This window comes from Klebsiella sp. GN_Kp190 (assembly GCF_040061795.1).
Taxonomy (GTDB): Bacteria; Pseudomonadota; Gammaproteobacteria; order Enterobacterales; family Enterobacteriaceae; genus Klebsiella; species Klebsiella michiganensis.
Window position 1 is genome coordinate 363,566 of record NZ_JBEAFN010000005.1, and the last position, 23,700, is coordinate 387,265.

Consider the following 23,700-nt stretch of genomic DNA (forward strand, 5'->3'; position numbering starts at 1 on the left):
TAGATAAGGTCCTGGCCGCAAAGATTGAACGATTGTGCAACTCGCGACGCATTATGCGCGGACAAACCTGAGCCAGCGGCCGGGAGAGAGGCCAAAGCGGCTGATGAACTGGCGCGTCATATGGCTTTGATCGGCAAAGCCTGCGTGCGCTGCGATATCCGCCAGATTATCCCCAGCCAGCATCCGCTGGCGGCAAAAATCGAGGCGCCGCATCATCACGTAACGCCAGGGGCTGGCGCCAAACAGCGCTCTGAAATCACGGCTCAGGCTCCAGCGGTCTCTGCCGCTGACGTTCGCCAGGGTGTCGAGGGTGATATTCTGCGCAAAACAGGCGTGGATATACTCCCGGGCCCTTTCCGCGGCGGGATAATCGAAGGCCCGGCGTCGAAAGCGCTGGCCGCCGACGGCGGCCAGGGTCTGCGCCAGATCGTAAAGCGCATCCTCCTCCTCCAGAGGCGCGAAGACCGCATTGACGTCTTTCAGCAACGGCAGCGCAGCGCGCAGCAATCGCGGATCGCTGGAAATGCCGCCGGGGATAAAGGGCAATGGCCTGCCGCCGAGGATCTGTTGAATCAGCGCGGGCTCAATATAAACCATCCGGTAGCGAAACCCCTCTTCGGTCCCGGCATCGCCGTCATGGACCTCATCGGGGTGCAAAACCATCGTTCCACCAGGAAGGCTGTGCTGCAGACCTCCGCGATAGTGAAAACGTTGCACGCCGGAGAGCGTCTGGCCAATGGCGTAGGTGTCATGCCGGTGAGGCTCATAGCCGTGGCCGCCGAAAAAGGCTTCGATACGCTCAATCCGGGTGGGCGACTGCGCTAAGCGGACCCAATCCGCACGTTGATATTGCGACATGATTTACGCTCCCGCGCGCCATGAAAAACAACGCCTGCTATATTACACAAAAAACTAACATCACCCACGCGCTCTCCGCTAACCTTCTCCACCGTCATGGCTCGACATCACGCCACGGGTCATCAACCAGAACAGCAGCGCCAGCAGACTGACCGAAGCCCCCAGCAGGCAAACGCCCTGCCATCCTCCGCGCGCATATACCGCTGTCGTACTCACCGCACCCAAACCGCTGCCAAGTGCATAAAACAGCATATACAAACCGACCAGCCTGCTGTGCGCTTCGGGACGGGTACGGAAAATCATGCTTTGATTGGTGACATGCAGCGCCTGACCGCCGAGATCCAGCAGTACAATGCCGACCAACAGCGCCGCGGGCGACCATGCCATCAGCGACAGCGGCCACCAGGCTATCAGCAACATCACCAGAGCCGCGGCGCTGGTGCGCTGCCCATATCCGCGATCGGCCCATTTACCGGCACGCCCCGCTGCCAGAGCGCCGATGACCCCGACCAGGCCCAGGGCGCCAATCTCAGTATGGGAAAAGCGAAAGGGCGGAGCGCTTAATGGCAAAACCAGCGCACTCCAGAAGATATTGAAAGCGGCAAACATCAGTAATGCCAGCACGCCGCGCACCTGAAGCACTTTTTCCTGGCGCAGCAGAGCCAGCATGGATATCAACAGCCGCGGATAGCTCAGGGGGTTCGGCGCAGCCGCCAATACCGGCAGCCGACGCCACAGCGGAAGCGCAATACCCAGCATCAGTAAAGCGGCCAAGATGTACACCCCGCGCCAGCCGAAGAGATCGCTAATCGACCCGGAGAATACCCGCGCCAGCAGCAGCCCGATAAATACACCGCTTTGCGCAGCGCCCACCACGCGCCCCTGTTCATGGGGCGCGGCGGCGCTGGCGGCATACGCGATTAGCCCCTGGGTCATCGCGGTACCCAGCAGGCCAACGGCAAGCATACAGCCCAATAGCATCACGGCGGTGGAAGCCATACTCACCGCCGCCAGGGCAGCGATCAGTAAAATCACCTGCGTCGCCATCAGGCGGCGGCGATTCACCCTGTCGCCCAGCGGCACCAGCAGTAGCAACGCCATTGCGCAGCCAATCTGGGTCGCCGCAATCACCCCGCCAATCGCGGCGTCGCCGATCGCAAAATCTCGCGCTAGCGCGTCGAGCAGCGGTTGCGCGTAATACACGTTTGCCACGCTCAGGCCGCTGGCGATAGCAAACAGCCAGACCAGGCTGCGAGGCATAACCGTTTGCGGATCGCTTAGCGTTGGAGATATCAGTGTCGCTTTCATGATGCCCACCTTGGTTATCTGGTTTCAAAATAAAACCAGTTGAAGGCTAGAACATCAAGTTTTAAAATGCAACTACTTAACAGACCGTTCGGAGAGCCCATGCCAGCGCGTGAAAAAATGAAAAACGAAACCTGCCCCGTCGCCCGAAGCGTGGATATTATCGGCGATCGCTGGTCCTTGTTGATTGTACGCGACGCCTTTGATGGCATACGCCGCTTCAGCGATTTTCAGCGAAGCCTCGGTATGGCACGTAATATTCTCTCTGACCGTCTGCACAAATTGGTAAACTCAGGTATTCTCACTATGCAATCCGCCTCGGATGGCACGGCTTATCAGGAATACGTACTGACGGCAAAAGGAGAGCGTTTGTTCCCCGTTGTCGTTGCGCTACGCCAGTGGGGAGAGCTGCATCTGTTTGCCCATGGGGAACCCCATTCCGTACTGATCGATAAACGTACGCTGCGCCCGATACCGATGATGTCGCCCGCGGCCGAAGATGGACTCGTCCTCACCGCCCAAGAGACCGAGGTACAAAAAATCGAATAAAATTCTTTATTTAACAGCTGTTTATATTAAAGGTGTATAATAAACGCTAAACTGTTCAATATCATAAATAAAATGGAGAACTGGCATGCGCGTACTCGTGGTTGAGGATAACGCTCTGCTGCGCCACCACCTGAAAGTTCAGCTGCAGGAGCTGGGACATCAGGTCGATGCGGCGGAAGACGCAAAGGAAGCGGATTACTATCTGGGTGAGCACGTTCCGGACATCGCCATCGTCGATCTTGGCCTGCCGGATGAAGACGGCCTTTCGCTGATTCGTCGCTGGCGCAGCCACGACGTGTCGGTACCGGTGCTGGTGCTGACCGCCCGCGAAGGCTGGCAGGATAAGGTTGAGGTCCTGAGCGCCGGAGCGGATGATTACGTCACTAAGCCGTTCCATATCGAAGAGGTTGCCGCCCGCATGCAGGCGCTTCTGCGGCGTAATAGCGGCCTGGCATCACAGGTTATCTCCATTCCGCCTTTCCAGGTGGATCTGTCGCGTCGCGAGCTGTCGGTCAACGACCAGCCCATCAAGCTGACGGCATTTGAATACACCATTATGGAAACCCTGATCCGCAATCGGGGCAAAGTGGTCAGCAAAGATTCGCTGATGCTGCAGCTCTATCCCGACGCCGAGCTGCGCGAAAGCCATACCATCGATGTGCTGATGGGACGATTGCGCAAAAAAATACAGGCTGAGTATCCGCAGGATGTGATTACCACCGTGCGCGGTCAGGGCTATCTGTTCGAACTGCGCGGATGAAAGGGGTGCTGCGGCATATTCTGCCGCTGTCGTTACGCGTTCGCTTTCTGCTGGCGACGGCCGCCGTGGTGCTGGTGTTGTCACTCTCCTATGGCATGGTCGCGCTGGTGGGGTATAGCGTCAGTTTCGATAAAACCACCTTCCGCCTGCTGCGCGGCGAGAGCAATCTGTTCTATATGCTGGCGAAATGGGAAAACAACACCATCGATGTTGATATCCCCGAAAACCTGAATATGCAAAGCCCCACGGTGACGCTCATTTACGACGCCCGCGGCCAGCTGCTGTGGGCACAGCGCGACGTACCCTGGCTGGTAAAACGTATTCAACCGGACTGGCTCAAAAACAACGGCTTTCACGAAATTGAGGCCGACGTTGACAGCAGCAGTATGCTGCAGCACAACAACCATGAGATTCAGCAACAGCTGGACGCCATTCGGCAAGAGGACGATGGCTCCGAAATGACCCACTCGGTGGCGATCAATATCTATCCGGCCACCAGCACCATGCCGCAGCTCAGTATCGTGGTTGTCGACACCATTCCGGTAGAGCTTAAGCGCTCCTACATGGTGTGGAGCTGGTTTATCTATGTCCTCGCGGCTAACCTGCTGCTGGTGATCCCGCTACTGTGGGTCGCGGCATGGTGGAGCTTGCGCCCTATCGAATCGCTGGCCAAAGAGGTGCGCGAACTGGAGGAGCATCACCGCGAGATGCTCAATCCGAATACCACCCGCGAGCTGACGCGGCTGGTCAGCAACCTCAACCGCCTGCTGAAAAGCGAACGCGAACGCTATGATAAATACCGCACGACGCTGACCGACCTCACCCACAGTCTGAAAACCCCGCTTGCGGTGATGCAGAGCACGCTGCGTTCCATGCGCGGTGAGAAAATGAGCGTCAATGAAGCAGAGCCGGTGATGCTGGAGCAGATTAGCCGCATCTCGCAGCAGATTGGCTACTATCTGCACCGCGCCAGCATGCGCAGCGGCGGTTCGCTGCTCAGTCGCGAGCTGCATCCCATCGCTCCGCTCCTCGACAGCCTGACCTCGGCGCTGAATAAGGTCTATCAACGTAAAGGCGTGAACATTACCCTGGATATCTCGCCGGAAATCAGTTTTGTCGGTGAAAAGAATGATTTTATGGAGGTTATGGGCAATGTGCTCGATAACGCCTGTAAATACTGCCTTGAGTTTGTGGAAGTCTCCGTCCGGCAGACCAACGACAACCATCTGCATATTCTGGTTGAAGATGATGGCCCGGGGATCCCTGCCGCGATGCGCAGCGCGGTGTTCGACCGCGGCCAGCGCGCAGATACGCTGCGCCCCGGACAGGGCGTCGGTCTCTCGGTTGCCCGCGATATCGTAGCCCAGTACGATGGCCGCATCCTCGCCGAAGAGAGCCTGCTCGGCGGCGCCTGCATGGAAGTTATTTTTGGTCGCCAGGCACTGGAAGATAAAGAGAGCTAAAACCGTCGGTTTTTTAACGGCGCCTGCATCATGCTGGTGCCGCATCCGTTATAATCCCTAACAGACACCTGCTGTGGAATATAAATATGGATTATCAATTAACGCTTAACTGGCCCGACTTTATCGAACGCTACTGGCAAAAACGCCCGGTGGTGCTGAAACGGGGCTTTGCTAATTTCGTCGATCCGTTAAGCCCGGACGAACTGGCCGGACTGGCGATGGAGAGCGAAGTCGACAGTCGCCTGGTCAGTCATCAAGACGGTAAATGGCAGGTCAGTCACGGCCCCTTTGAGAGCTACGATCACCTGAGCGAGAATAACTGGTCGCTGCTGGTACAGGCAGTCAATAACTGGCATCAGCCAACGGCGGCGCTCATGCATCCGTTCCGCGCCCTGCCCGACTGGCGCATCGACGATCTGATGATCTCGTTCTCCGTCCCCGGCGGCGGCGTCGGTCCGCATCTCGACCAGTACGATGTGTTTATCATTCAGGGTACCGGCCGCCGCCGCTGGCGCGTGGGTGAAAAAGTGCCGATGAAACAGCACTGCCCGCACCCGGACCTGCTGCAGGTCGACCCGTTTGAAGCCATCATTGATGAAGAGATGGAGCCGGGCGATATTCTGTATATTCCGCCGGGGTTCCCGCACGAAGGCTACTCGCTGGAAAACTCGCTCAACTATTCAGTTGGCTATCGCGCGCCTAACGCGCGTGAGCTGTTCAGCGGCTTTGCTGATTATATTTTGCAGCGTGAACTGGGCAGCCAGCGTTACGCCGACCCGGACGTACCGTCTCGCGAGCACCCTGCGGATATTCTGCCCGCGGAGCTGGATCGCCTGCGCGATATGATGCTGGGGCTGATTAATCAGCCGGAGCACTTTAAGCAGTGGTTCGGCGAATTTATCACCCAGTCCCGGCACGAGCTGGACGTGGCGCCGCCGGAGCCACCGTATCAGCCGGATGAAATTTACGATGCCCTGCTGCAGGGAGATAAGCTGACGCGTCTTGGGGGCCTGCGCGTGCTGCGGATTGATGGCCAGGTATTCGTCAACGGCGAGAAGATCAACTCTCCGCACCGTCCGGCGCTGGATGCTCTGGCAACCCACCTGACGCTAAACGCTGAGCATCTCGGCGATGCGCTGGAAGATCCCTCCTTCCTCGCCCTGCTGGCCGCGCTGGTCAACAGCGGCTACTGGTTCTTTGAAGACTGAGTCTTCGACTGCCCGGGTAGGCGCCAGCCGCCACCCGGCGTTTTATCAGCACCCTCCGGCGTCAAAATTGACACCGTATCCCGCCGCGAGATCGCCTCAGCCAGCAATATCAGACCGCTGGCACAATGGCTCTGTTTTTCCAGTCCACGCCCCCTGAACTCCCCAATCGATGCATAAAACGGCTAGGGTAAAGGCATTGCAGGCATCACCATCAACTATGTAGGGTTGATTTCAGCAATTTTAAAAAAGTCATCATGATAAGAAATATAACCCAATACGTATATCAAAATGAATGCGGTAAGCAGTTGAATATCTTATAAGCACAGCCACATAATAAGCATATCTAATTTATTCCACTCCTCTATTATTAATATTGTGATTTTTTAGGCCTACTTTTAGCATTTAAACTTTTTACGTTATCACTGTTGGGTGATGATACAATCATGACATTTTTTCATAATTTACTTTAACTGCTTTAAATCAATAAATGGATGGATTATCCCGCATTATTGAGCTCAGCGATTATGCTATTAATTATTGCTGAACAAAAAAAGGAATGGATTTTAACAATGATTATTTACTTGGTTAACTCACCCAACGATCCATCAATGTCCAAAATTGCAAATGAGCATTGTTTTCCCTCACTGAATATGTTGGTGCTTGGCACTTGGTTAAAAGCAAGACTGCCTGAATTTGAGATTATATGTAGTGATGGGGGAATCACTGGTGAAGCGGAAATATTAGCAGACATAAAAAGACTCAAGCCTTGGTTTGTCGGCATTAGTGTCCTTGCACCAACATATGCCCCGGCGCTTCGTATAGCTTCTGAAGCAAAAAAACATGGTGCATATACCACGTTTGGAAATGATCAGGCTGCTCAACTCTCTTATAAGATACTGCAGTATAGAAAAGATGTTGATTTTGTATTAGCTGCTGAGTATGGAGAGTTTCCGTTAGAAAAATTAATACGGAAACTTGCATATGATGACTGTGAATTTGGTGACATCCCTTCATTATCATGGAGAAATGAAAATGGTGACATTTTAGGGTTTAATTATGATACAGACAAGAACACACTTGGCATTCTTAACCATGAATTACTTAACGGCAGGAATAGAGATACTGCATTAGATATTTTCCCAGTAACCGATCGCCAACTTTATCCAGATGAAATATGGGCTAAAGCATTAAATAACTATAAAAAATCCTTCGGGCATTTACATCATGGACGACTTCCCTCGGGTATCACTACGATGAACAGGGTGAGAGGATGCAGTCGCGCCAATGAAAAAATAAAATGTAAACATTGCGATATGTTGTTAGATATCTCTTTCTCAAGTCCGCATCGTTTCTGGGAGGAAGTGAGATTTGCAAACCAACAGATTCACGCTGAATTATTTTACGAAGTTTGCGACAGTCTTACTAGTTTTGCTACATACATGAAAAAGCTGGTTAAGTATAAGCCTTTAGATTTAGGTTTTGACCCTTATTTTTTCATTTATGGTCAAGCTCTTGATATAGTCAGAAATCAAGATTTAGAGAATACACTTAAAAAACTCAATGTATTTAAGATGAACATTGGCCTTGAATCAGGTTCTGACCATACATTAAAAATGATGAAGGGGAAGAGAGACTCCGTTGAGGTAAATTATGCAGCATTGCGAAAACTTAAAGACGCAGGTGTATATGTCTACGGTTCATTCGTTCTCGGAACAGAGTTTGAAACCGAATCAACGTTAAGAGAAACTATAGAATGGATCAAGAAGATTATACGGGAAGGGTTAATTAGTGATATAGAAATACAGCCTATTTTACCTACGCCGCAAAATTACTACGGGAAACGAATGATTGCTGATGGTTTGAAATTTTCAAAAAATGACTGGCCATTTAATGTCGATGAAATTTCCAGAGCTTATATTGAAAAATATTGCCCTGTTAACTACGACATTATAATCAATGCAGCCAAAGAGGTCAGACATGAAGCCAGTCACTACAGACTTAATTTCGGAAGTGCTGTCTCAGGACAAGAAAAATACATGAAATAATTTCAGTTGCGTCATTTAAAATTGAGCGGTATGTTATAAAAATACTTTTAAGTAAAGGACTGAATTGTGACTGTCGAATACTGGGTTGCCTTTCTTTCAGCCGCCGTGTTGATCAATATTACTCCGGGCCCCGACCTTCTGTTCATATTATCTAGATCCGGCCGCTCTGGAAGAAGGACTGCTTTCTGGGGGGCTGTTGGTCTATGGACAGCGGCACTGACACATGTCAGTGCTGTTTCTATCGGATTGTCAGCGATTATTTTTGCCTCACAAACTATGTTCACGCTGATAAAATACGTTGGTGCTTTATATCTAATATGGTTGGGTATAAAGTTATTTTTTAGCGCTCAAACCATATCAATTGCAACGCAGGTGCAGGAAGGACGGTTTAAAAGCTTTGCCAGCGGTTTTCTTGTTAATATTTCAAACCCTAAAGCGGCATTATTTTTTATGGCCTTCCTGCCAGTATTCGTCCGAAGCGACAATGCGCACCCGCAGATCCAAATGTTCATTCTCGGCGTCCTTGTTGTTGTTGTCAAAATATTTATAGAACTGTTTTTCATATTTTTCTCTAAATATATTACCGATATTTTCGCAAAAAATAAAACTGCAGAAAGGGTAGTAAGCAAAATATCCTCTCTTTTCTTCATCGGTTTTGGTTTACAGCTTCTTATTTTGAGAAAGCCGTAAAATATACATTCCCAACAGGATATTGATAATAATATATTGCATTCAACGTCATTCCCCAACGCATAATGTGCCCCCCTTCAGGATAGGGGGACACGTTCAACGGTACAAAATTAGCTGTGAAGATTAAATCTCTTAACGTTGGATAATTTCTATTTTCCAGGTAGAGCCGTAGTAGCGGATATAATACCGCGAGTGAGTCGAGCCATGACCCGGTGACGGCTGACGCCTCACCGGGCCCGTAGCTTATAGCCTTCATGCGCCTCGTTTCGCCGTCAGCTCCGCAATACGTACAATCACCCGCACCGCCTTCTCCATGCCTTCAAGCGTCACAAACTCATGCTTGCCGTGGTAGTTATAGCCGCCGGTAAACAGATTCGGACACGGCAGACCCATAAAGGAGAGCTGCGCGCCGTCGGTACCGCCGCGAATCGGCTTCATCTGCGGATCGATCTGGCAATCCACCATCGCCTGACGGGCAATCTCCACCACGTGCGGGTGCGCCATCACTTTTTCATGCATATTGTAATAGCTGTCTTCGATGACCAGCTCAATATAGCAATCCGGATGCAGCCCCTTGCCGACCTTTTTGGCGATCTCCATCATTTTGCGCTTGCGGGCCTCAAACTGCTTGCGGTCAAAATCGCGGATGATGTAGTGCATATCGGCCCGGTCGACCGTGCCTTTGATGCTGGCCAGATGGTAGAAGCCCTCATAGCCTTCGGTGGTTTCCGGCGCTTCGTCCGCTGGGACTTCGGCATGAATGCGCGCCGCCAGCGACAGCGCGTTGACCATCACCCCTTTCGCCGTACCGGGATGAACATTGTTGCCAACGATCTTAATCGTCACCGACGCGGCGTTAAAGTTCTCGAACTCCAGCTCACCTACGCCGCCACCGTCGACGGTATAGGCCCAGCAGGCGTCAAACGCGGCAACATCGAAATGCTTCGCCCCTTTGCCCACCTCTTCATCCGGGGTAAAGGCCACGCGAATATCGCCGTGAGGAATATTCTTCGCCTTTAGCGTCGCCAGCGCGGTCATGATCTCTGCGATACCGGCTTTATCATCGGCGCCGAGGAGCGTTTTACCATCGGTGGTGATCAGCGTCTGCCCGAGCAGCTGGTGCAGTATCGGGAACATCACCGGCGAGAGGACCTCATCGCCAATACCAAGCGCGATATCGCCGCCGCGATAGTTTTCTACGATCTGCGGATTCACGTTCTTGCCGCTGAAGTCAGGCGACGTATCGACATGAGAAATAAAGCCAATGGCCGGAATATCACCCTCAACGTTAGCTGGCAGGGTGCCCATGACCGTCCCTTTCTCACTCAGCGTCACATTCACCAGTCCCATTTCTTGCAGCTGCGCCTGAAGCAGACGTAGCAGCTTCCACTGACCTTCCGTGCTCGGTACCTGACGCACGCCCGGTTTCGACTGCGTGTCTAAAGAAACGTACTGCAAAAAACGCTCAAGCAATTTATCCATGTAGCCACCCTCTTCTTTTGTGACAACATTATTGATAAGCCGGAAAAACCAAATATTGCGTCAGGTCATTTTTAGCCCGGCAAATGAGAATTTAATACATTTCACACGATAATGTTGTAAAGGTAGTTCATCATGGCGCATCAATCATTGGCGATTACAATCGTTTGCCGTAGAATGCTCGGCCTTATTATTTTATGTGCAAAACCAAAGGTGGTTAACCACAAACCCCGCATCGGTAAGCTTTCCGCTGCGTCTACATGGGACAGAGTCGAAAATTGAATACACAACCGCGTTCGCGTTCTCCGCTGGTTCAGCTGGCGGGAATTCGCAAAAGCTTTGATGGTAAAACGGTTATCTCCGACCTCAATCTGACCATCAACAACGGTGAGTTTCTCACCCTGCTTGGCCCCTCTGGCTGCGGTAAAACAACCGTTCTTCGTCTTATCGCCGGACTGGAAAGCGTCGATAGCGGCCAAATCCATCTCGAAGATCACGATATCACCCATATCCCGGCGGAAAACCGCCACGTGAACACCGTCTTTCAAAGCTATGCGCTGTTTCCGCACATGACGGTGTTTGAAAACGTCGCCTTCGGCCTGCGTATGCAGAACACCCCGACGGCGGACATCGCGCCCCGCGTGCACGATGCCCTGCGCATGGTGCAGCTTGAAGCGTTTGCTCAACGTAAACCGCATCAGCTGTCCGGCGGCCAGCAGCAGCGCGTGGCGATTGCCCGCGCGGTGGTAAATAAACCGCGCCTGCTGCTGCTTGATGAATCCCTCTCCGCCCTTGATTATAAACTGCGCAAGCAGATGCAGAACGAACTGAAGGCGCTACAGCGTAAGCTCGGCATCACCTTCGTCTTCGTGACCCACGATCAGGAAGAAGCGCTGACCATGTCCGACCGTATCGTGGTGATGCGCGAGGGTAAAATCGAGCAGGACGGTACGCCGCGCGAAATCTACGAAGAACCGAAAAACCTGTTCGTCGCCAGCTTTATCGGCGAAATCAACATTTTCAGCGCCACGGTCATTGAACGGATTGACGATCGGCGGGTGCGCGCCAGCGTCGAAGGCCGCGAGTGCAATATCTACGTCAACTTCGCCGTTGAAAAAGGCCAGCGGCTTAACGTTCTGCTGCGCCCGGAAGACCTGCGCGTGGACGAGATCCACGACAGTAATGACGCCGATGGCCTGATAGGCTATATCCGCGAACGCAACTATAAAGGCATGACGCTGGAATCGGTGGTTGAACTGGAAAACGGTAAAATGGTGATGGTCAGCGAATTCTTTAATGAGGACGACCCTGATTTTGACCACTCTCTCGACCAGAAAATGGCCATTAACTGGGTAGAAAGCTGGGAGGTTGTGCTGGCCGATGAAGAACACCAGTAAATTCCAGAATGTGGCGATCGCCACCATCGTGGGCTGGCTTGTGCTGTTTGTCTTTCTGCCCAACCTGATGATCATCGCCACCAGCTTTCTGACCCGCGACGACACCAACTTCGTCAAGCTGGTCTTTACGCTGGACAACTACGCGCGCCTGCTCGACCCGCTCTACTACGACGTGCTGCTGCATTCGTTGAATATGGCGCTGCTGGCGACGCTGGCCTGCCTGGCGCTCGGCTACCCTTTCGCCTGGTTCCTGGCCAGGCTACCGGAGAAGGTGCGCCCGCTGATGCTGTTTCTGCTGATCGTGCCGTTCTGGACCAATTCGCTGATTCGTATCTACGGCCTGAAGATTTTCCTCAGCACCAAGGGCTACCTTAATGAATTTTTGCTATGGCTGGGTATCATCGATACGCCGCTGCGCATCATGTACACCCCCTCGGCGGTGATTATCGGCCTGGTCTATATTCTGCTGCCGTTTATGGTGATGCCGCTCTACTCGAGCATCGAGAAGCTCGATCGCCCGCTGCTGGAAGCGGCAAAAGACCTTGGCGCCGGTAAGCTACAAACCTTTATCCGTATCATCATTCCGCTGACCATGCCGGGGATTATCGCCGGCTGTCTGCTGGTGATGCTTCCGGCCATGGGGCTGTTCTACGTTTCCGACCTGATGGGCGGCGCGAAGAACCTGCTGATTGGTAACGTGATTAAGAGCCAGTTCCTCAACATCCGCGACTGGCCGTTTGGCGCGGCGACCAGCATCACGCTCACGCTGGTGATGGGCCTGATGCTGCTGATTTACTGGCGCGCGGCGCGTTTACTGAATAAAAAGGTGGAGCTGGAATGATCGGTCGACTGCTGCGCGGCGGCTTTATGACCGCTATTTACGCGTATCTCTATATTCCCATTATTATTCTGATCGTTAACTCGTTTAACAGTTCACGCTTTGGCATTAACTGGCAGGGTTTTACCACCAACTGGTATAGCCTGCTGATGAACAACGACAGCCTGCTGCAGGCGGCGCAGCACTCGCTGACCATGGCGGTGCTCTCGGCGACCTTCGCTACGCTTATCGGCTCGCTGACCGCCGTGGCGCTGTACCGCTATCGCTTTCGCGGCAAGCCGTTCGTCAGCGGGATGCTGTTTGTGGTGATGATGTCGCCGGATATCGTGATGGCGATTTCGCTGCTGGTGCTGTTTATGCTGATCGGTATTCAGCTGGGATTCTGGTCGCTGCTGTTTTCCCACATCACCTTTTGCCTGCCCTTCGTGGTGGTCACGGTATTTTCGCGCCTGAAAGGTTTTGACGTGCGGATGCTGGAAGCAGCGAAAGATCTCGGCGCCAGCGAACTGACCATTCTGCGAAAGATCATTTTGCCGCTGGCGCTGCCCGCGGTGGCCGCAGGGTGGCTGCTGAGCTTTACCCTGTCGATGGATGATGTGGTGGTCTCTTCATTCGTCACCGGGCCGGGTTATGAGATCCTGCCGCTGAAGATCTATTCGATGGTTAAAGTTGGGGTATCGCCGGAGGTTAATGCGCTGGCGACCATTCTGTTGGTTCTGTCGCTGGTGATGGTTATTGCCAGCCAGATAATTGCACGTGATAAAACTCAGGGGACGTTAAAATGAAAAAATGGTCACGCCACCTGCTCGCTGCGGGCGCTCTGGCAGTCGGTATGAGCGCCGCGCACGCGGACGATAGCAAAACGCTCTATTTCTACAACTGGACCGAGTATGTCCCGCCGGGGCTGCTGGAACAGTTCACCAAAGAGACCGGTATCAAGGTGATCTATTCGACCTACGAGTCGAACGAAACCATGTACGCCAAGCTCAAAACCTATAAAGACGGCGCCTACGACCTGGTCGTGCCTTCTACCTACTTCGTCGACAAAATGCGTAAAGAGGGCATGCTGCAGAAGATCGACAAAAGCAAACTGAGCAACTTCAGCAATCTTGACCCTGAAATGCTCAACAAACCGTTCGACCCCAACAACGACTACTCCATTCCGTACATCTGGGGCGCGACGGCCATTGGGGTGAATAGCGAAGAGATCGATCCGAAGACCGTCACCAGCTGGGCGGATCTGTGGAAACCCGAGTATAAGAGCAGCCTGCTGCTGACCGACGACGCGCGCGAAGTGTTCCAGGTCGCACTGCGTAAACTGGGCTACTCCGGTAATACCACCGATCCGAAAGAGATTGAAGCGGCCTATAACGAGTTGAAAAAACTGATGCCGAACGTCGCGGCGTTCAACTCCGATAACCCGGCGAACCCGTATATGGAAGGCGAGGTCAACCTCGGCATGGTGTGGAATGGCTCCGCGTGGGTTGCGCGTCAGGCCGGTACGCCGCTGGAAATCGTATGGCCGAAAGAAGGCGGCATCTTCTGGATGGATAGCCTGTCGATTCCGGCAAACGCCAAAAACGTCGATGGCGCGCTGAAGCTGATCAACTTCCTGCTGCGCCCGGAAGTGGCTAAACAGGTCGCGGAAACCATCGGCTACCCGACGCCAAACCTTGCCGCGCGGAAGATGCTAAGCCCGGAAGTCGCCAACGATAAATCGCTCTACCCGGACGCCGCAACGATTCAGAAAGGCGAATGGCAGAACGATGTCGGCAGCGCCAGTACGCTTTATGAAGAGTATTATCAGAAGCTGAAAGCGGGTCGTTAATCACCTCACAGGTCGGGTAGCATGGTGCTTACCCGACCGCTTCGGGAAGTGCGTTTCTAGCTTCTCAACGGATGAATTCTTGATTTAACCAGCGCGTCTTCAACGTCAAAATCGGCCAGCGGATAGTTGGTCGCCACCAGATAAAATCGCCCATCCTGCGCCGGATATTCATGGACGTTGTAGTTCACCATTTTTGGCTGCTCGGCAGAGGCGTCTCCCCGGACGGAACCGGCGGCGTATTTCGAACGGACCCGGAGAGAGTGGCTTTTAATATCCCTGTGGATTTCGCCGTGATGCTCGTCGCCGAGGATCAGGTAGTCAACATATTCAGTGGCCATGGTGTTATTCCTTCTCTGTTGTCCGAGTGAAGAAACATGCCACAAATGTCTGTCTGATACTGTTTTGTTAATCACAGCGTTACATATATGTGAAATATATTAACGGCCAAATTAATACCAGCGCTGCCGCTTTGGCAACGGTGTCATGCACGGTGAAGCCAAACTCTTCAAACAGCGGCTCCGCCGGCGCAGACTCACCGAAGCTGGTCATGCCAACAATCGCGGTCGCTCCAGGACAGGTTCTGCGAATTACGATTCAGGAAAGCACGCCACAGGACTTCGGCAATGTCAGCCATACCCATCGGGGCACCCGGGTGAACGGTTTTGGCTTGCTGTACTGCGTTCATGCTCAGCGTACGAATAGCGTTAGCAAGTTCACATCTTGCGAACATCATACTGCTCCTGGCAGACAGAAAGGTTACAGCGTCCCCAACGCAACTGCGGCAATGCGGGAAAACAGAAAGCCGGACCGGTTAAATAGACCTCTGCTTAAACCCGTATTGACGTGCCGATTGAGGACGCTGTAAATTTTATGCGTTAACCTCACCCTCGAAGAGAGTCATCCTATTATCCCAGGCGTAGCCGGGCTCAGTACCACGCCGCAGCGGAATAATATCTTCCGGGTGGTTAACCATCAGATGCACATCAACGAGGGTGAAAACTGAGCAGCCGTATCCCTCCGCCAAAAAAATCAATTAATTAAACCAGGCCACAACGTGTCCGAGCACGATGCCAACCACGCCAAAGTCCGCATCACCGAAAGTGGTGGATGCAAAGCCCAGGTCGCCCATCAGCGGCAGCAGAATGGCGGGCAAGAAAGAAATCAGTAAGCCTTGTGCAAACGCGCCAACAATGGCGCCACGGCGGCCGCCGCAGATATTGCCGTATACGCCCGCGGTTGCGCCGCAGAAGAAGTGCGGAACCAGGCCGGGAACAATCACGCTGAGGCCAAACAGTGGACACAGGAACATGCTTACCAGACCAGCGGCAAAACTCGACAAGAAGCCGACGATGACCGCATTCGGCGCGAACGGGAATACCGTTGGGCAATCAAGCGCCGGTTTAGCGTCTTTGACCAGCTTATCGGCAATACCTTTAAAGGCCGGGACGATTTCGGCAATCACCATGCGTACGCCGGCAAGAATGATCCATACCCCTGCGGCAAAGGTTAGCGACTGAATAATGGCGAAGATAATGAAGTTCTGACCGCCGCTAATGCTGGTTTCAACAAAGTTTTTCCCCGCCACCAGTACCAGAATCAGGAACAGAATCATCATAGTCAGCGAGATGGCCACCGATGAATCACGCAGAAAGTTCAGCGATTTCGGTACCTTCAATTCTTCAATCGACGGGCTGCCTTTACCTATCGCTTTACCGACCAGCGCCGACAGCAGATAGCCGGTGGAACCAAAGTGTCCCAGAGCCAGATCGTCAGTGCCGGTAATTTTACGGGTAAAGGGCTGCAGGATTGCCGGGGAAACTACCATCATCGCGCCGAGGATCGCCGCGCCGAGAGCAACAACCCAGAAAGGCGTCAGGCCGCCAACGGACAGGATCACTGCCAGCATTGCCGACATATACAGCGTATGGTGACCGGTCAAAAAGATATATTTCAGCGGAGTAATGCGCGCCAGAACGATGTTAAACAGCATCCCCAGCACCATGATCATCGCGGTCGCCGTACCGTAGTTTTTTTGCGCCAGCGCGGCCATCGCATCGGTGTTGGGCACCACGCCCTGAATATGGAATGAATGTTCAAACAGCTGGCTAAATGTTGTTAACGTCGTGGCAATAATCGCCGCCCCTGATGTTAATATGACGAAACCCATAATCGTTTTCAGGGTCCCGGAAATAACATCAGAGATAGCCTTTTTCTGTAATAGCAAACCAATTAAAGAAAAAAGACCGACCAGTATTGCTGGTGTGCCAAGCACATCATGAATAATAAACTGCAGCATAGAATGACTCCGTAGGGCCACAAGGAATTAATTAAAGGTTAGCCACAAGAATTTCTTTAATTTTATTATTATCCAGCAGGTTATTTAAACCAAAAACCTGAGCGCTGTGCCCGGTCAGGTGCTCAGCGATATCTTTAGCGCTTAAAATAATATCTGCAGATTCGCTTTTTGCCGAAGTGAGATCGGTATGCGAGACTTCCGCCTCTTTACCTAACTCAGTAATGATTTTTTTGACGTTCATTTCAACAATGAAGCTGCTGCCTAAGCCATTACCGCATACAATCAAAATCTTTTTCATCACAAACCTCATTAGCCATTGATAATATTGTTTATTTTTTCTTTCGTCGATGCCTTAAGCAGGCCATCAAGACGCGCTTCGTCGCAGAAAATTTCCGCCAGCGCGGTAATCATTCGGATATGTTCATCGCCAGAAACCGCGCATAGCATAATCACGACAAAGATGGGATCATTTTCATCAGCATCAAAAGAAACGCCTTCCTTTATGTGCAATAAGGATAACCCATTTTTTTTAGCTCCCTGCTCCGGGCGTGCGTGAGGCATTGCCAGACCGGGGGCTAAAACATAATACGGACCTAATTCTTCATGGCTACGAAAAATAGCTTCAACATAGTTTTCATTAATTGATTCATCGACTAGCAACGGCTGCGCAGAAATAGTAATCGCCTGTTTCCAGTCGCTGACGCTATCAACGATTTGAATCTTCTTTTCTGTTAACCAGGTGGAAATCATAAATCCCCCGCTCTATTTCAATGTGGGCCTACTATAGTGGAATACTTTCCGGACTTACCGTGATCTGTATCGCAAAGTTAGCGCTAACACGATAAAATGTTAAAATACTTGTTACCGCTAACTTTATTAACCATACTCCTGGTGAGCTTTACGCATGAGCATTAGTAGTGCCCTGGTCGCTCGCCATCATTTACAATAGACCGGTGCGATTGGGTAAACAGGAGGAAATCAGTGCAGACGTTACAAACGGATGACGGCGCAAAAGAAAAACGCAGAAAGAACACCGGCAAAATCACGCTGGCAGAAGTCGCAAAGCTGGTGGGCGTCAGTACTATGACCGTATCCCGCGCGTTACGTATGCCTGAAAAGGTCAACCCAGAACTACGCACGCGCATCGAAGCCGCGGTCAGCGAACTCGGCTATGTGCCCAATTTGCAGGCCCGAAGTCTGGCTTCAGCGGACTCAACGCTGGTTATGGGCGTTGTCCCCTCTTTTTCATCGCCCGGTTTTATCGCCGCCTCGGAAACGCTACAAACCGTCCTCGCACCGCAGGGCTATACCATGATGTTTATCGAATCTGGTCAGGGCGGGCAAAGTGAAGAGAAGGCTTTTCGGCAGATGCTGGCCTATAATCCGGCGGCAATCGTTCAGTTCAATATCGATAACGTTGACAGATGTTCGCAGATGCTGATGAATGCCGGTATACCGATGGTAGAAATCGGCGCGATTAACCACGAAACGGCCGGAATTAGCATTGGAGTAGACTACTCCGCCGCGCTAAAAAAACTGGTCTCATCGCTGGCACAGGCGGGCTATAAAAACCTTGGTTTACTCTGCACGGCGTCAAACAACATCATGTTCAGGCAGGTATTAAGCGGCTGGAATAGTGCAATGCTCTCAATCAACCACTCTCCGCACCGGGTAGTGACGCCGCATTTACCTTCAGGGATCACCACCGGTTTCAATCTGCTGAATGATATTCGCATCACCTGGCCAGAGCTGGATGCGCTGATCTGTACCTCGGACGAGCTGGCCTGCGGCTGTATTATGGCCTGTCATAACGCGGGAATTAAGGTTCCGGATACCCTGGCGTTGGCCAGCCTAAGCGGCGGTACGCTTGCCGCGGTCTGCTCGCCGGCGTTAACTGCGGTAGAGTTTCCATGGAGCGAGGCGGGAACCGTTGCTGGTAAAACGCTGCTGGATTTACTGGCTGGAAATACGCTGGAGAGCGCCATTGAGCTCCCCTCCAGCCTGAAGGTCCGCGCAAGCAGCAGAAAGCCGCTGCGCTAAAACGTTAAAACGCTTTCAGTAGCTTGCCTATAAACTCCGGCACCACTTCGCTTGCCAGGCCGTAGTGTTTTTCGGCAAATTCGCTGCCCACCTGACTTGGCTCGAGGTTGAGTTCTACCGTATGGGCGCCCTGCAGCCGCGCTTCGTGAACAAAGCCTGCCGCCGGATAAACGTGCCCGGAAGTGCCGATGGCGATAAAGATATCGCACTCGGCCAGCGCAAGGTAGATCTCATCCATATCCAGCGGCATCTCGCCGAACCACACCACGTGCGGGCGCAGCGGCGCGGGGAACTGGCAGCAGTGGCATTTGTCCTCCGTCGTCACATCGCCGGTCCACGCCAGCACCTGGCCGCTCCACGAGCAGCGCACCTTCAGCAGCTCGCCGTGCATATGAATCACCCGGCGATTGCCCGCGCGCTCGTGCAGATTATCGATATTCTGGGTGACCAGCAGAAAACGATCGCCCAGCGCCTCTTCCAGCCGCGCCAGCGCCTGATGCGCCGCGTTGGGCACGATGTCCGGTCCTTGCAGCTGGCGGCGGCGGTCATTGTAAAACGCCTGCACCAGCGCCGGATCGCGGGCGAAGCCTTCCGGCGTCGCCACGTCTTCCACCCTATGCTCTTCCCACAGGCCATCGGCGGCGCGGAAGGTTTTAATTCCCGACTCTGCCGAAATACCCGCGCCGGTTAGCACCACGACTCTTGGTTTTTCCATCGTTTCAGGGGTCTCCTTATCTTCGCCGAAGAAAATCCGCTGACGCAGACGGTCTCGTAACCGACGCTTATTGCGGCGAAATCGGCTTAATCGATGTAAGCGGCGCGACTGCATAGCTACCTCTGTCGTTATTGAGTCAGATGAAGGAAGGCCGCACCGCGCATGCCTCCGGCATCGCCATGGCGCGCGCGCTCAATGCGCGGCACGCTGGCAACGGGAAGCAGATGTCGCGGCAGGCGCTGCGCCAGCCCTTCGGTTATTGCTGTAAAGTTAGACAATCCACCGCCAAGCACCAGCAGATCCGGGTCGACAATCGTTAAAATATTGCCCAGGCATACCGCCAGTAAATCGAGATAGCGCTCGACGTGCTCGCGCGCCTTCGCGTCGCCCTGCTGCCATAGCGCGACGATCTCGGGCGAGGTTAAAGCGTGTTGGTAAAAATGTTCATACAGCCAGGCGAAGCCGCGTCCGGAAAGGTAGTTTTCAATGCAGCCCAGCTGGCCGCAGCCGCAGCGCGTAAGCGGAAAATCGCGCCCCACCACCTCCAGCGCATCCACCGGCAGGCGGATATGGCCGAATTCGCCGGTAATATAGCGATGCCCGGTAATCGATTTTCCGTTGAGCACCAGCCCCCCGCCAACCCCGGTGCCGAGGATCATCCCCATCACCAGCGGATATTGGGTGAACTCGTCATCCCACGCTTCGGAGAGGGCAAAACAGTTGGCGTCGTTATCAAGCCGCACATCGCGGCCCAGACGTTCGCTCAGATCGGCCCGCAGCCGCCTGCCGCTGGCGGCGGGCACGTTGGCGGCGTAGAGCGTGCCGTCTTCCGTCTCCGGCATGCCCGGAATACCGATGCCCACCGAGCCCTGGCAGCCGAAGCGCTGGTCGGCTTCCTCAACCAGCTCCTCTACCGCCTGCAAAAATGCTTCGTAGCTCTCTTTCGGCGTGGCGACGCGTTTTTCCCACTGCAGCCGCCGCGCTTTATCAAATACGCCCAGCGCTATCTTGCTGCCGCCAATGTCAAATCCATAGTACATTTCAGCAATTCCTCTTTACTGGTCAGCAAAGCCGACCATGACGATAAATTACTGGCCACTCAGCACCCTCGCCGGGTCAATGCGGCTGGCGCGGCGGGCGGGATACCAGCTGGCCAGCAAACTCAGCAACAGTGCCGTCACCAGCACGTAAACGACGTCCAGCCAGTGCAGTTCAGACGGCAGGAAGTCAATAAAATAGATGTCGCCGGAGAGGAATTTATGCCCGATCAGGTTCTCAATACCGTTAATGATTGCGGTCAGCTTAAAGGCGCAGATAACGCCAATCGCCACCCCAATCAGGCTCCCTACCGAACCGGCAAGTAAACCATACCATACGAAAATCGCGCGGATCAGCCCGTCTTTTGCGCCAAGCGTGCGCAGCACCGCAATATCGCCGCTTTTATCTTTCACCGCCATCACCAGGGTCGAGACGATGTTAAAGCAGGCCACGCCAATCACCAGCACCATCGCCAGGTACATAATGGCGCGGATCATCTGAATGTCCCGGTACATATAGCCGTAGGTGCCTATCCAGCTCTTGATATAAACGTAGCTATTGGTCACCTGGCCCGCATCGCGTACCAGGGTGTTGGCATGAAACACGTCGGTCACTTTGATGGCGATCCCCGTCACGCTGCTGCCCATATCAAGGTACTGCTGCGCATCCTGCATGGGAATCATGGCAAAACTATGATCGAGCTGACCGCTGAGCTGCAAAATACCGGCAACGTGAAGCCTGACGCGCTTTGGCTGCAGCAGCTGATGCTCGGCATCGGAGTTAGGGATCATAATTGACACCCAGTCCCCCTGCTTAACGTGCAGGGCATCGGCGACGCCTTTACCAAGGATCACCTGCTGTTCGCCGGCTTTAAAGCTGGCCCACGCATTGTTCTGCACAAAGTTGGGCAGCGAACTGAGACGGCTCTCCTGCTGCGGGTCAACGCCTTTCACCTGGATGGCGCGCATATTGCTGCCGCTCTCCACCAGCCCGGTGAAGTTAATATATGGCGCCGCGGCAACGATGCCTTTGACCTTCTCAACCTTCGCCAGCGCCTCGTTCCAGTTGTTCCACGGCTGGTTCACCGGTTCAATCTCACCGTGCGGGACCACCGCCAGAATGCGGTTGTTGAGCTCGCGTTCGAAGCCGTTCATCGCGCTCAGGCCAACGATCAACACCGCCACGCCCAGCGCGATACCGATCGTCGAAATAACCGAAATCAGCGACACCATCCCACCGCGCCGCCGTCCACGGCTGAAGCGCAGGGCAATCAATAACGATAACGGAGAAGCCATTACTCAGCCCCCATCAGGGAGAGTTCGGCTGTCAGGCGCCCGTCGCGCATCTCCAGCTGGCGGCTCATGCGTTTTGCCAGCTGCAGGTCGTGGGTCACCACCAGGAAGGCGGTACGCTGCGCCACGTTCAGCTCGCCAAGCAGCTGAAAAATGCTGTCGGCGTTGCGGGCGTCAAGGTTACCGGTGGGCTCGTCCGCCAGCACCAGGCGCGGTTTATTCACCAGCGCGCGGGCAATCGCAACGCGCTGACGCTCGCCGCCGGAGAGCTCCGACGGACGGTGGTCGCTGCGGTGCTCAAGCCCGACGGCGCGCAGCATCGCTTTCGCCTGCCGCTCGATATCCGCCGCCTTCTGCTTACCAATCAGCAGCGGCATCGCCACGTTTTCCAGCGCGGTGAAATCCGGTAAGAGGTGGTGAAACTGATAGATAAAGCCCAGTTCGCGGTTGCGCAGATCGGCGCGGGCGGCGGCGGAGAGCTGGCTCATCGGCTGGCCGGAAAAGATAACGTCGCCGGAGGTCGGCGTATCCAGCCCGCCAAGCAGATGCAGCAGCGTACTTTTGCCGGAACCGGAGGTACCGACAATCGCCATCATCTCGCCCTCCTCAATGCTGAAGCTGACATCATGCAACACGTCGGTTTGCACGGTGCCTTCCTGATAGCGTTTGCACAGGTTGTCGCATTGCAGCAGGATCTTATTCATAACGTAAAGCCTCAGCGGGTTGAGTGGCGGCAGCGCGCCATGAAGGATACAACGTAGAGAGTAATGCCAGCACCATTGCCACCAGGGCAATCACAATGACCTGCAGCGGCTCAATGGCCACCGGCAGCGCGGCGCCGTCGAGGAACGCGCCGATAATCGGCATCAAATTATTCAGCTGGCTGGCCAGCAGCGCGCCCAGCACGGCGCCAAGCAGCGCGCCGACGATCCCGGCGCTCGCGCCCTGGACCATAAAGACCAGCATGATCTGCCGCGGCGTCAGGCCGAGGGTCTGGAGAATCGCCACCTCGCCCTGCTTTTCCATCACCATCATTCCCAGAGAGGTAATGATGTTAAAGGCGGCGACGGCGACGATCAGGCTCAGCAGCAGGCCCATCATATTTTTTTCCATCCGCACGGCCTGGAACAGTTCGCCTTTACGCTCGCGCCAGTCCTGCCATTTGGTCCCTTCCGGCAGCGTCTGCTGGCTGAGGGTATCCACCTGTAAAGGCTGATTCAGCCACAGCCGCCAGCCGGTAATATTTCCCTGCGGGTAGCGCATCAGGCGCGAGGCGTCGTCGATGTTGGTCAACATTTGATAACCATCGACTTCACTGCTGGCGGCAAAGGTACCGATCACGTTAAACAGGCGCTGGCTGGGAAGCCGCCCCATCGGGGTAAACTGGCTGGCGGAAGGCACCATCACGCGGATTTGATCGCCGCAATTGACGCCCAGCTGTCCTGCCAGCTGTTCACCCAGGATGACGTTATACTTGCCGGCCTGCAGATCGCTCTGCTTGACGTTAACCAGGTAGGGCGTCAGGGGATCTTTTTGCGCCGGGTCGATGCCGAGCATCACGCCGACCGCCACGCTGCGGGCGCTTTGCAGCACCACATCGCCGGTGGTCAGCGGCGCCACGCGGGTGACCCCCTGTAATCTGGCCGCGCTTTCCGGCAGCTGTTGCGGGTTTACAGACCCCTGCTTGGCGCTAAGAATGGCCTGCGGCATCAGCCCCAGGATGTTGTTTTGCAGCTCGCGTTCAAAGCCGTTCATCACCGAAAGAACGGTCACCAGCGCCATCACGCCAAGCGTAATGCCGATGGTCGAAAGCCAGGAGACGAAACGACCGAAGCGGTCGGCTGCGCGCCCACGCATATAGCGAAGGCCGATAAAGAGTGCGGCAGGTTGATACATGTA

At 54.0% G+C, this 23,700-nt stretch carries 24 protein-coding genes and 1 pseudogene; 11 read left to right on the forward strand and 14 right to left on the reverse strand.

Annotated elements, in window-relative coordinates:
* Window positions 1-51 precede the first annotated feature (51 nt).
* Both ABLU67_RS03730 and ABLU67_RS03735 read right to left on the reverse strand, forming a co-directional pair.
* Window positions 52-858, reverse strand: a complete 807-nt coding sequence (locus ABLU67_RS03730; protein ID WP_102802823.1) for an AraC family transcriptional regulator — start codon at window positions 856-858, stop codon at window positions 52-54.
* A gap of 78 nt (window positions 859-936) precedes the next feature.
* The gene (locus tag ABLU67_RS03735; protein WP_224394653.1) at window positions 937-2,166 is read right to left on the reverse strand and encodes an MFS transporter; all 1,230 of its coding nucleotides are present in this window, start codon (window positions 2,164-2,166) and stop codon (window positions 937-939) included.
* A 99-nt stretch (window positions 2,167-2,265) separates the two neighbouring features.
* Between ABLU67_RS03735 and ABLU67_RS03740 the strand changes: the two genes are divergently transcribed.
* From ABLU67_RS03740 to ABLU67_RS03765, 6 genes are all read left to right on the forward strand, one after another.
* Window positions 2,266-2,712 carry a helix-turn-helix domain-containing protein gene (locus tag ABLU67_RS03740; RefSeq protein ID WP_009653498.1) on the forward strand — a complete coding sequence of 149 codons (447 nt, stop codon included), beginning with the start codon at window positions 2,266-2,268 and terminating at the stop codon, window positions 2,710-2,712.
* An 85-nt stretch (window positions 2,713-2,797) separates the two neighbouring features.
* Window positions 2,798-3,472 (forward strand): two-component system response regulator PhoP, encoded by a 675-nt coding sequence (phoP, locus tag ABLU67_RS03745; RefSeq protein WP_004101181.1) that lies wholly within the window; start codon window positions 2,798-2,800, stop codon window positions 3,470-3,472.
* Window positions 3,469-4,935 (forward strand): two-component system sensor histidine kinase PhoQ, encoded by a 1,467-nt coding sequence (gene phoQ / locus ABLU67_RS03750; RefSeq protein WP_004849971.1) that lies wholly within the window; start codon window positions 3,469-3,471, stop codon window positions 4,933-4,935. The genes phoP and phoQ overlap by 4 nt, the downstream gene beginning before the upstream one ends.
* 86 nt (window positions 4,936-5,021) lie before the next feature.
* Window positions 5,022-6,143, forward strand: a complete 1,122-nt coding sequence (locus ABLU67_RS03755) for a cupin domain-containing protein (RefSeq protein ID WP_348852167.1) — start codon at window positions 5,022-5,024, stop codon at window positions 6,141-6,143.
* 491 nt (window positions 6,144-6,634) lie between these two features.
* The gene (locus tag ABLU67_RS03760; RefSeq protein ID WP_224271353.1) at window positions 6,635-8,188 is read left to right on the forward strand and encodes a radical SAM protein; all 1,554 of its coding nucleotides are present in this window, start codon (window positions 6,635-6,637) and stop codon (window positions 8,186-8,188) included.
* A gap of 66 nt (window positions 8,189-8,254) precedes the next feature.
* Window positions 8,255-8,878 carry a LysE family translocator gene (locus ABLU67_RS03765; protein ID WP_053074109.1) on the forward strand — a complete coding sequence of 208 codons (624 nt, stop codon included), beginning with the start codon at window positions 8,255-8,257 and terminating at the stop codon, window positions 8,876-8,878.
* Between the two features lie 252 nt (window positions 8,879-9,130).
* On the opposite strand, the gene pepT is transcribed toward ABLU67_RS03765, so the two are convergent.
* Window positions 9,131-10,360 (reverse strand): peptidase T, encoded by a 1,230-nt coding sequence (pepT, locus tag ABLU67_RS03770; RefSeq protein WP_064375055.1) that lies wholly within the window; start codon window positions 10,358-10,360, stop codon window positions 9,131-9,133.
* A gap of 257 nt (window positions 10,361-10,617) precedes the next feature.
* Between pepT and potA the strand changes: the two genes are divergently transcribed.
* From potA to potD, 4 genes are read left to right on the forward strand one after another with little or no spacing between them, the layout of a single operon-like run.
* Window positions 10,618-11,754 (forward strand): spermidine/putrescine ABC transporter ATP-binding protein PotA, encoded by a 1,137-nt coding sequence (potA, locus tag ABLU67_RS03775; protein ID WP_348852168.1) that lies wholly within the window; start codon window positions 10,618-10,620, stop codon window positions 11,752-11,754.
* Window positions 11,738-12,595: a spermidine/putrescine ABC transporter permease PotB gene (potB, locus tag ABLU67_RS03780; protein WP_004849963.1), complete on the forward strand. Its 858-nt coding sequence runs from the start codon at window positions 11,738-11,740 to the stop codon at window positions 12,593-12,595. Before potA ends, potB begins: the two co-directional genes overlap by 17 nt.
* Window positions 12,592-13,377: a spermidine/putrescine ABC transporter permease PotC gene (gene potC, locus ABLU67_RS03785; protein ID WP_004849960.1), complete on the forward strand. Its 786-nt coding sequence runs from the start codon at window positions 12,592-12,594 to the stop codon at window positions 13,375-13,377. The genes potB and potC overlap by 4 nt, the downstream gene beginning before the upstream one ends.
* Window positions 13,374-14,420, forward strand: a complete 1,047-nt coding sequence (gene potD, locus ABLU67_RS03790) for a spermidine/putrescine ABC transporter substrate-binding protein PotD (protein WP_049103777.1) — start codon at window positions 13,374-13,376, stop codon at window positions 14,418-14,420. Before potC ends, potD begins: the two co-directional genes overlap by 4 nt.
* A 56-nt stretch (window positions 14,421-14,476) precedes the next feature.
* On the opposite strand, the gene ABLU67_RS03795 is transcribed toward potD, so the two are convergent.
* From ABLU67_RS03795 to ABLU67_RS03820, 6 genes and pseudogenes are all read right to left on the reverse strand, one after another.
* Window positions 14,477-14,758, reverse strand: coding sequence for a hypothetical protein (locus ABLU67_RS03795; protein ID WP_025106927.1), 282 nt, complete (start codon window positions 14,756-14,758; stop codon window positions 14,477-14,479).
* 79 nt (window positions 14,759-14,837) lie between these two features.
* Window positions 14,838-14,969, reverse strand: a complete 132-nt coding sequence (locus ABLU67_RS03800; RefSeq protein WP_348852175.1) for a hypothetical protein — start codon at window positions 14,967-14,969, stop codon at window positions 14,838-14,840.
* A gap of 7 nt (window positions 14,970-14,976) precedes the next feature.
* Window positions 14,977-15,150, reverse strand: a pseudogene (locus ABLU67_RS03805) (hypothetical protein); the annotation flags it as partial.
* Between the two features lie 303 nt (window positions 15,151-15,453).
* Complete coding sequence (locus ABLU67_RS03810) at window positions 15,454-16,716, reverse strand: PTS ascorbate transporter subunit IIC (protein WP_025106925.1); 1,263 nt, start codon at window positions 16,714-16,716, stop codon at window positions 15,454-15,456.
* 31 nt (window positions 16,717-16,747) lie between these two features.
* On the reverse strand, window positions 16,748-17,014 hold the full coding sequence (locus ABLU67_RS03815) for a PTS sugar transporter subunit IIB (protein WP_025106924.1): 267 nt from the start codon (window positions 17,012-17,014) through the stop codon (window positions 16,748-16,750).
* Between the two features lie 11 nt (window positions 17,015-17,025).
* Window positions 17,026-17,466, reverse strand: a complete 441-nt coding sequence (locus ABLU67_RS03820; RefSeq protein WP_048261594.1) for a PTS sugar transporter subunit IIA — start codon at window positions 17,464-17,466, stop codon at window positions 17,026-17,028.
* A 231-nt stretch (window positions 17,467-17,697) separates the two neighbouring features.
* Between ABLU67_RS03820 and ABLU67_RS03825 the strand changes: the two genes are divergently transcribed.
* Complete coding sequence (locus ABLU67_RS03825; RefSeq protein ID WP_257198404.1) at window positions 17,698-18,756, forward strand: LacI family transcriptional regulator; 1,059 nt, start codon at window positions 17,698-17,700, stop codon at window positions 18,754-18,756.
* Between the two features lie 4 nt (window positions 18,757-18,760).
* Here ABLU67_RS03825 and cobB read toward each other — a convergent pair whose 3' ends face one another.
* Genes cobB through lolC form a run of 5 tightly spaced genes read right to left on the reverse strand, consistent with a single transcriptional unit; the run spans window position 18,761 to window position 23,697 of the window.
* Complete coding sequence (gene cobB, locus ABLU67_RS03830) at window positions 18,761-19,585, reverse strand: Sir2 family NAD+-dependent deacetylase (protein WP_047724090.1); 825 nt, start codon at window positions 19,583-19,585, stop codon at window positions 18,761-18,763.
* A 14-nt stretch (window positions 19,586-19,599) separates the two neighbouring features.
* Window positions 19,600-20,511, reverse strand: a complete 912-nt coding sequence (nagK, locus tag ABLU67_RS03835; protein ID WP_025106920.1) for an N-acetylglucosamine kinase — start codon at window positions 20,509-20,511, stop codon at window positions 19,600-19,602.
* A gap of 48 nt (window positions 20,512-20,559) precedes the next feature.
* Complete coding sequence (gene lolE, locus ABLU67_RS03840) at window positions 20,560-21,804, reverse strand: lipoprotein-releasing ABC transporter permease subunit LolE (RefSeq protein WP_014228856.1); 1,245 nt, start codon at window positions 21,802-21,804, stop codon at window positions 20,560-20,562.
* The gene (lolD, locus tag ABLU67_RS03845) at window positions 21,804-22,505 is read right to left on the reverse strand and encodes a lipoprotein-releasing ABC transporter ATP-binding protein LolD (RefSeq protein WP_014228855.1); all 702 of its coding nucleotides are present in this window, start codon (window positions 22,503-22,505) and stop codon (window positions 21,804-21,806) included. The genes lolE and lolD overlap by 1 nt, the downstream gene beginning before the upstream one ends.
* Window positions 22,498-23,697: a lipoprotein-releasing ABC transporter permease subunit LolC gene (gene lolC, locus ABLU67_RS03850; protein WP_348852169.1), complete on the reverse strand. Its 1,200-nt coding sequence runs from the start codon at window positions 23,695-23,697 to the stop codon at window positions 22,498-22,500. The genes lolD and lolC overlap by 8 nt, the downstream gene beginning before the upstream one ends.
* Window positions 23,698-23,700 lie beyond the last annotated feature (3 nt).

Coding starts and splice junctions, on each gene's coding strand:
- potB (WP_004849963.1), top strand. CDS start 11,738: ATGAAGAACACCAGTAAATTCCAGAATGTGGCGATCGCCACCATCGTG.
- ABLU67_RS03735 (WP_224394653.1), bottom strand. CDS start 2,166: ATGAAAGCGACACTGATATCTCCAACGCTAAGCGATCCGCAAACGGTT.
- lolE (WP_014228856.1), bottom strand. CDS start 21,804: ATGGCTTCTCCGTTATCGTTATTGATTGCCCTGCGCTTCAGCCGTGGA.
- ABLU67_RS03755 (WP_348852167.1), top strand. CDS start 5,022: ATGGATTATCAATTAACGCTTAACTGGCCCGACTTTATCGAACGCTAC.
- ABLU67_RS03815 (WP_025106924.1), bottom strand. CDS start 17,014: ATGAAAAAGATTTTGATTGTATGCGGTAATGGCTTAGGCAGCAGCTTC.
- potA (WP_348852168.1), top strand. CDS start 10,618: ATGGGACAGAGTCGAAAATTGAATACACAACCGCGTTCGCGTTCTCCG.
- ABLU67_RS03795 (WP_025106927.1), bottom strand. CDS start 14,758: ATGGCCACTGAATATGTTGACTACCTGATCCTCGGCGACGAGCATCAC.
- potD (WP_049103777.1), top strand. CDS start 13,374: ATGAAAAAATGGTCACGCCACCTGCTCGCTGCGGGCGCTCTGGCAGTC.
- ABLU67_RS03820 (WP_048261594.1), bottom strand. CDS start 17,466: ATGATTTCCACCTGGTTAACAGAAAAGAAGATTCAAATCGTTGATAGC.
- lolD (WP_014228855.1), bottom strand. CDS start 22,505: ATGAATAAGATCCTGCTGCAATGCGACAACCTGTGCAAACGCTATCAG.
- cobB (WP_047724090.1), bottom strand. CDS start 19,585: ATGCAGTCGCGCCGCTTACATCGATTAAGCCGATTTCGCCGCAATAAG.
- potC (WP_004849960.1), top strand. CDS start 12,592: ATGATCGGTCGACTGCTGCGCGGCGGCTTTATGACCGCTATTTACGCG.
- ABLU67_RS03800 (WP_348852175.1), bottom strand. CDS start 14,969: ATGACCAGCTTCGGTGAGTCTGCGCCGGCGGAGCCGCTGTTTGAAGAG.
- ABLU67_RS03730 (WP_102802823.1), bottom strand. CDS start 858: ATGTCGCAATATCAACGTGCGGATTGGGTCCGCTTAGCGCAGTCGCCC.
- phoQ (WP_004849971.1), top strand. CDS start 3,469: ATGAAAGGGGTGCTGCGGCATATTCTGCCGCTGTCGTTACGCGTTCGC.
- ABLU67_RS03740 (WP_009653498.1), top strand. CDS start 2,266: ATGCCAGCGCGTGAAAAAATGAAAAACGAAACCTGCCCCGTCGCCCGA.
- ABLU67_RS03810 (WP_025106925.1), bottom strand. CDS start 16,716: ATGCTGCAGTTTATTATTCATGATGTGCTTGGCACACCAGCAATACTG.
- nagK (WP_025106920.1), bottom strand. CDS start 20,511: ATGTACTATGGATTTGACATTGGCGGCAGCAAGATAGCGCTGGGCGTA.
- lolC (WP_348852169.1), bottom strand. CDS start 23,697: ATGTATCAACCTGCCGCACTCTTTATCGGCCTTCGCTATATGCGTGGG.
- ABLU67_RS03760 (WP_224271353.1), top strand. CDS start 6,635: ATGGATTATCCCGCATTATTGAGCTCAGCGATTATGCTATTAATTATT.
- phoP (WP_004101181.1), top strand. CDS start 2,798: ATGCGCGTACTCGTGGTTGAGGATAACGCTCTGCTGCGCCACCACCTG.
- pepT (WP_064375055.1), bottom strand. CDS start 10,360: ATGGATAAATTGCTTGAGCGTTTTTTGCAGTACGTTTCTTTAGACACG.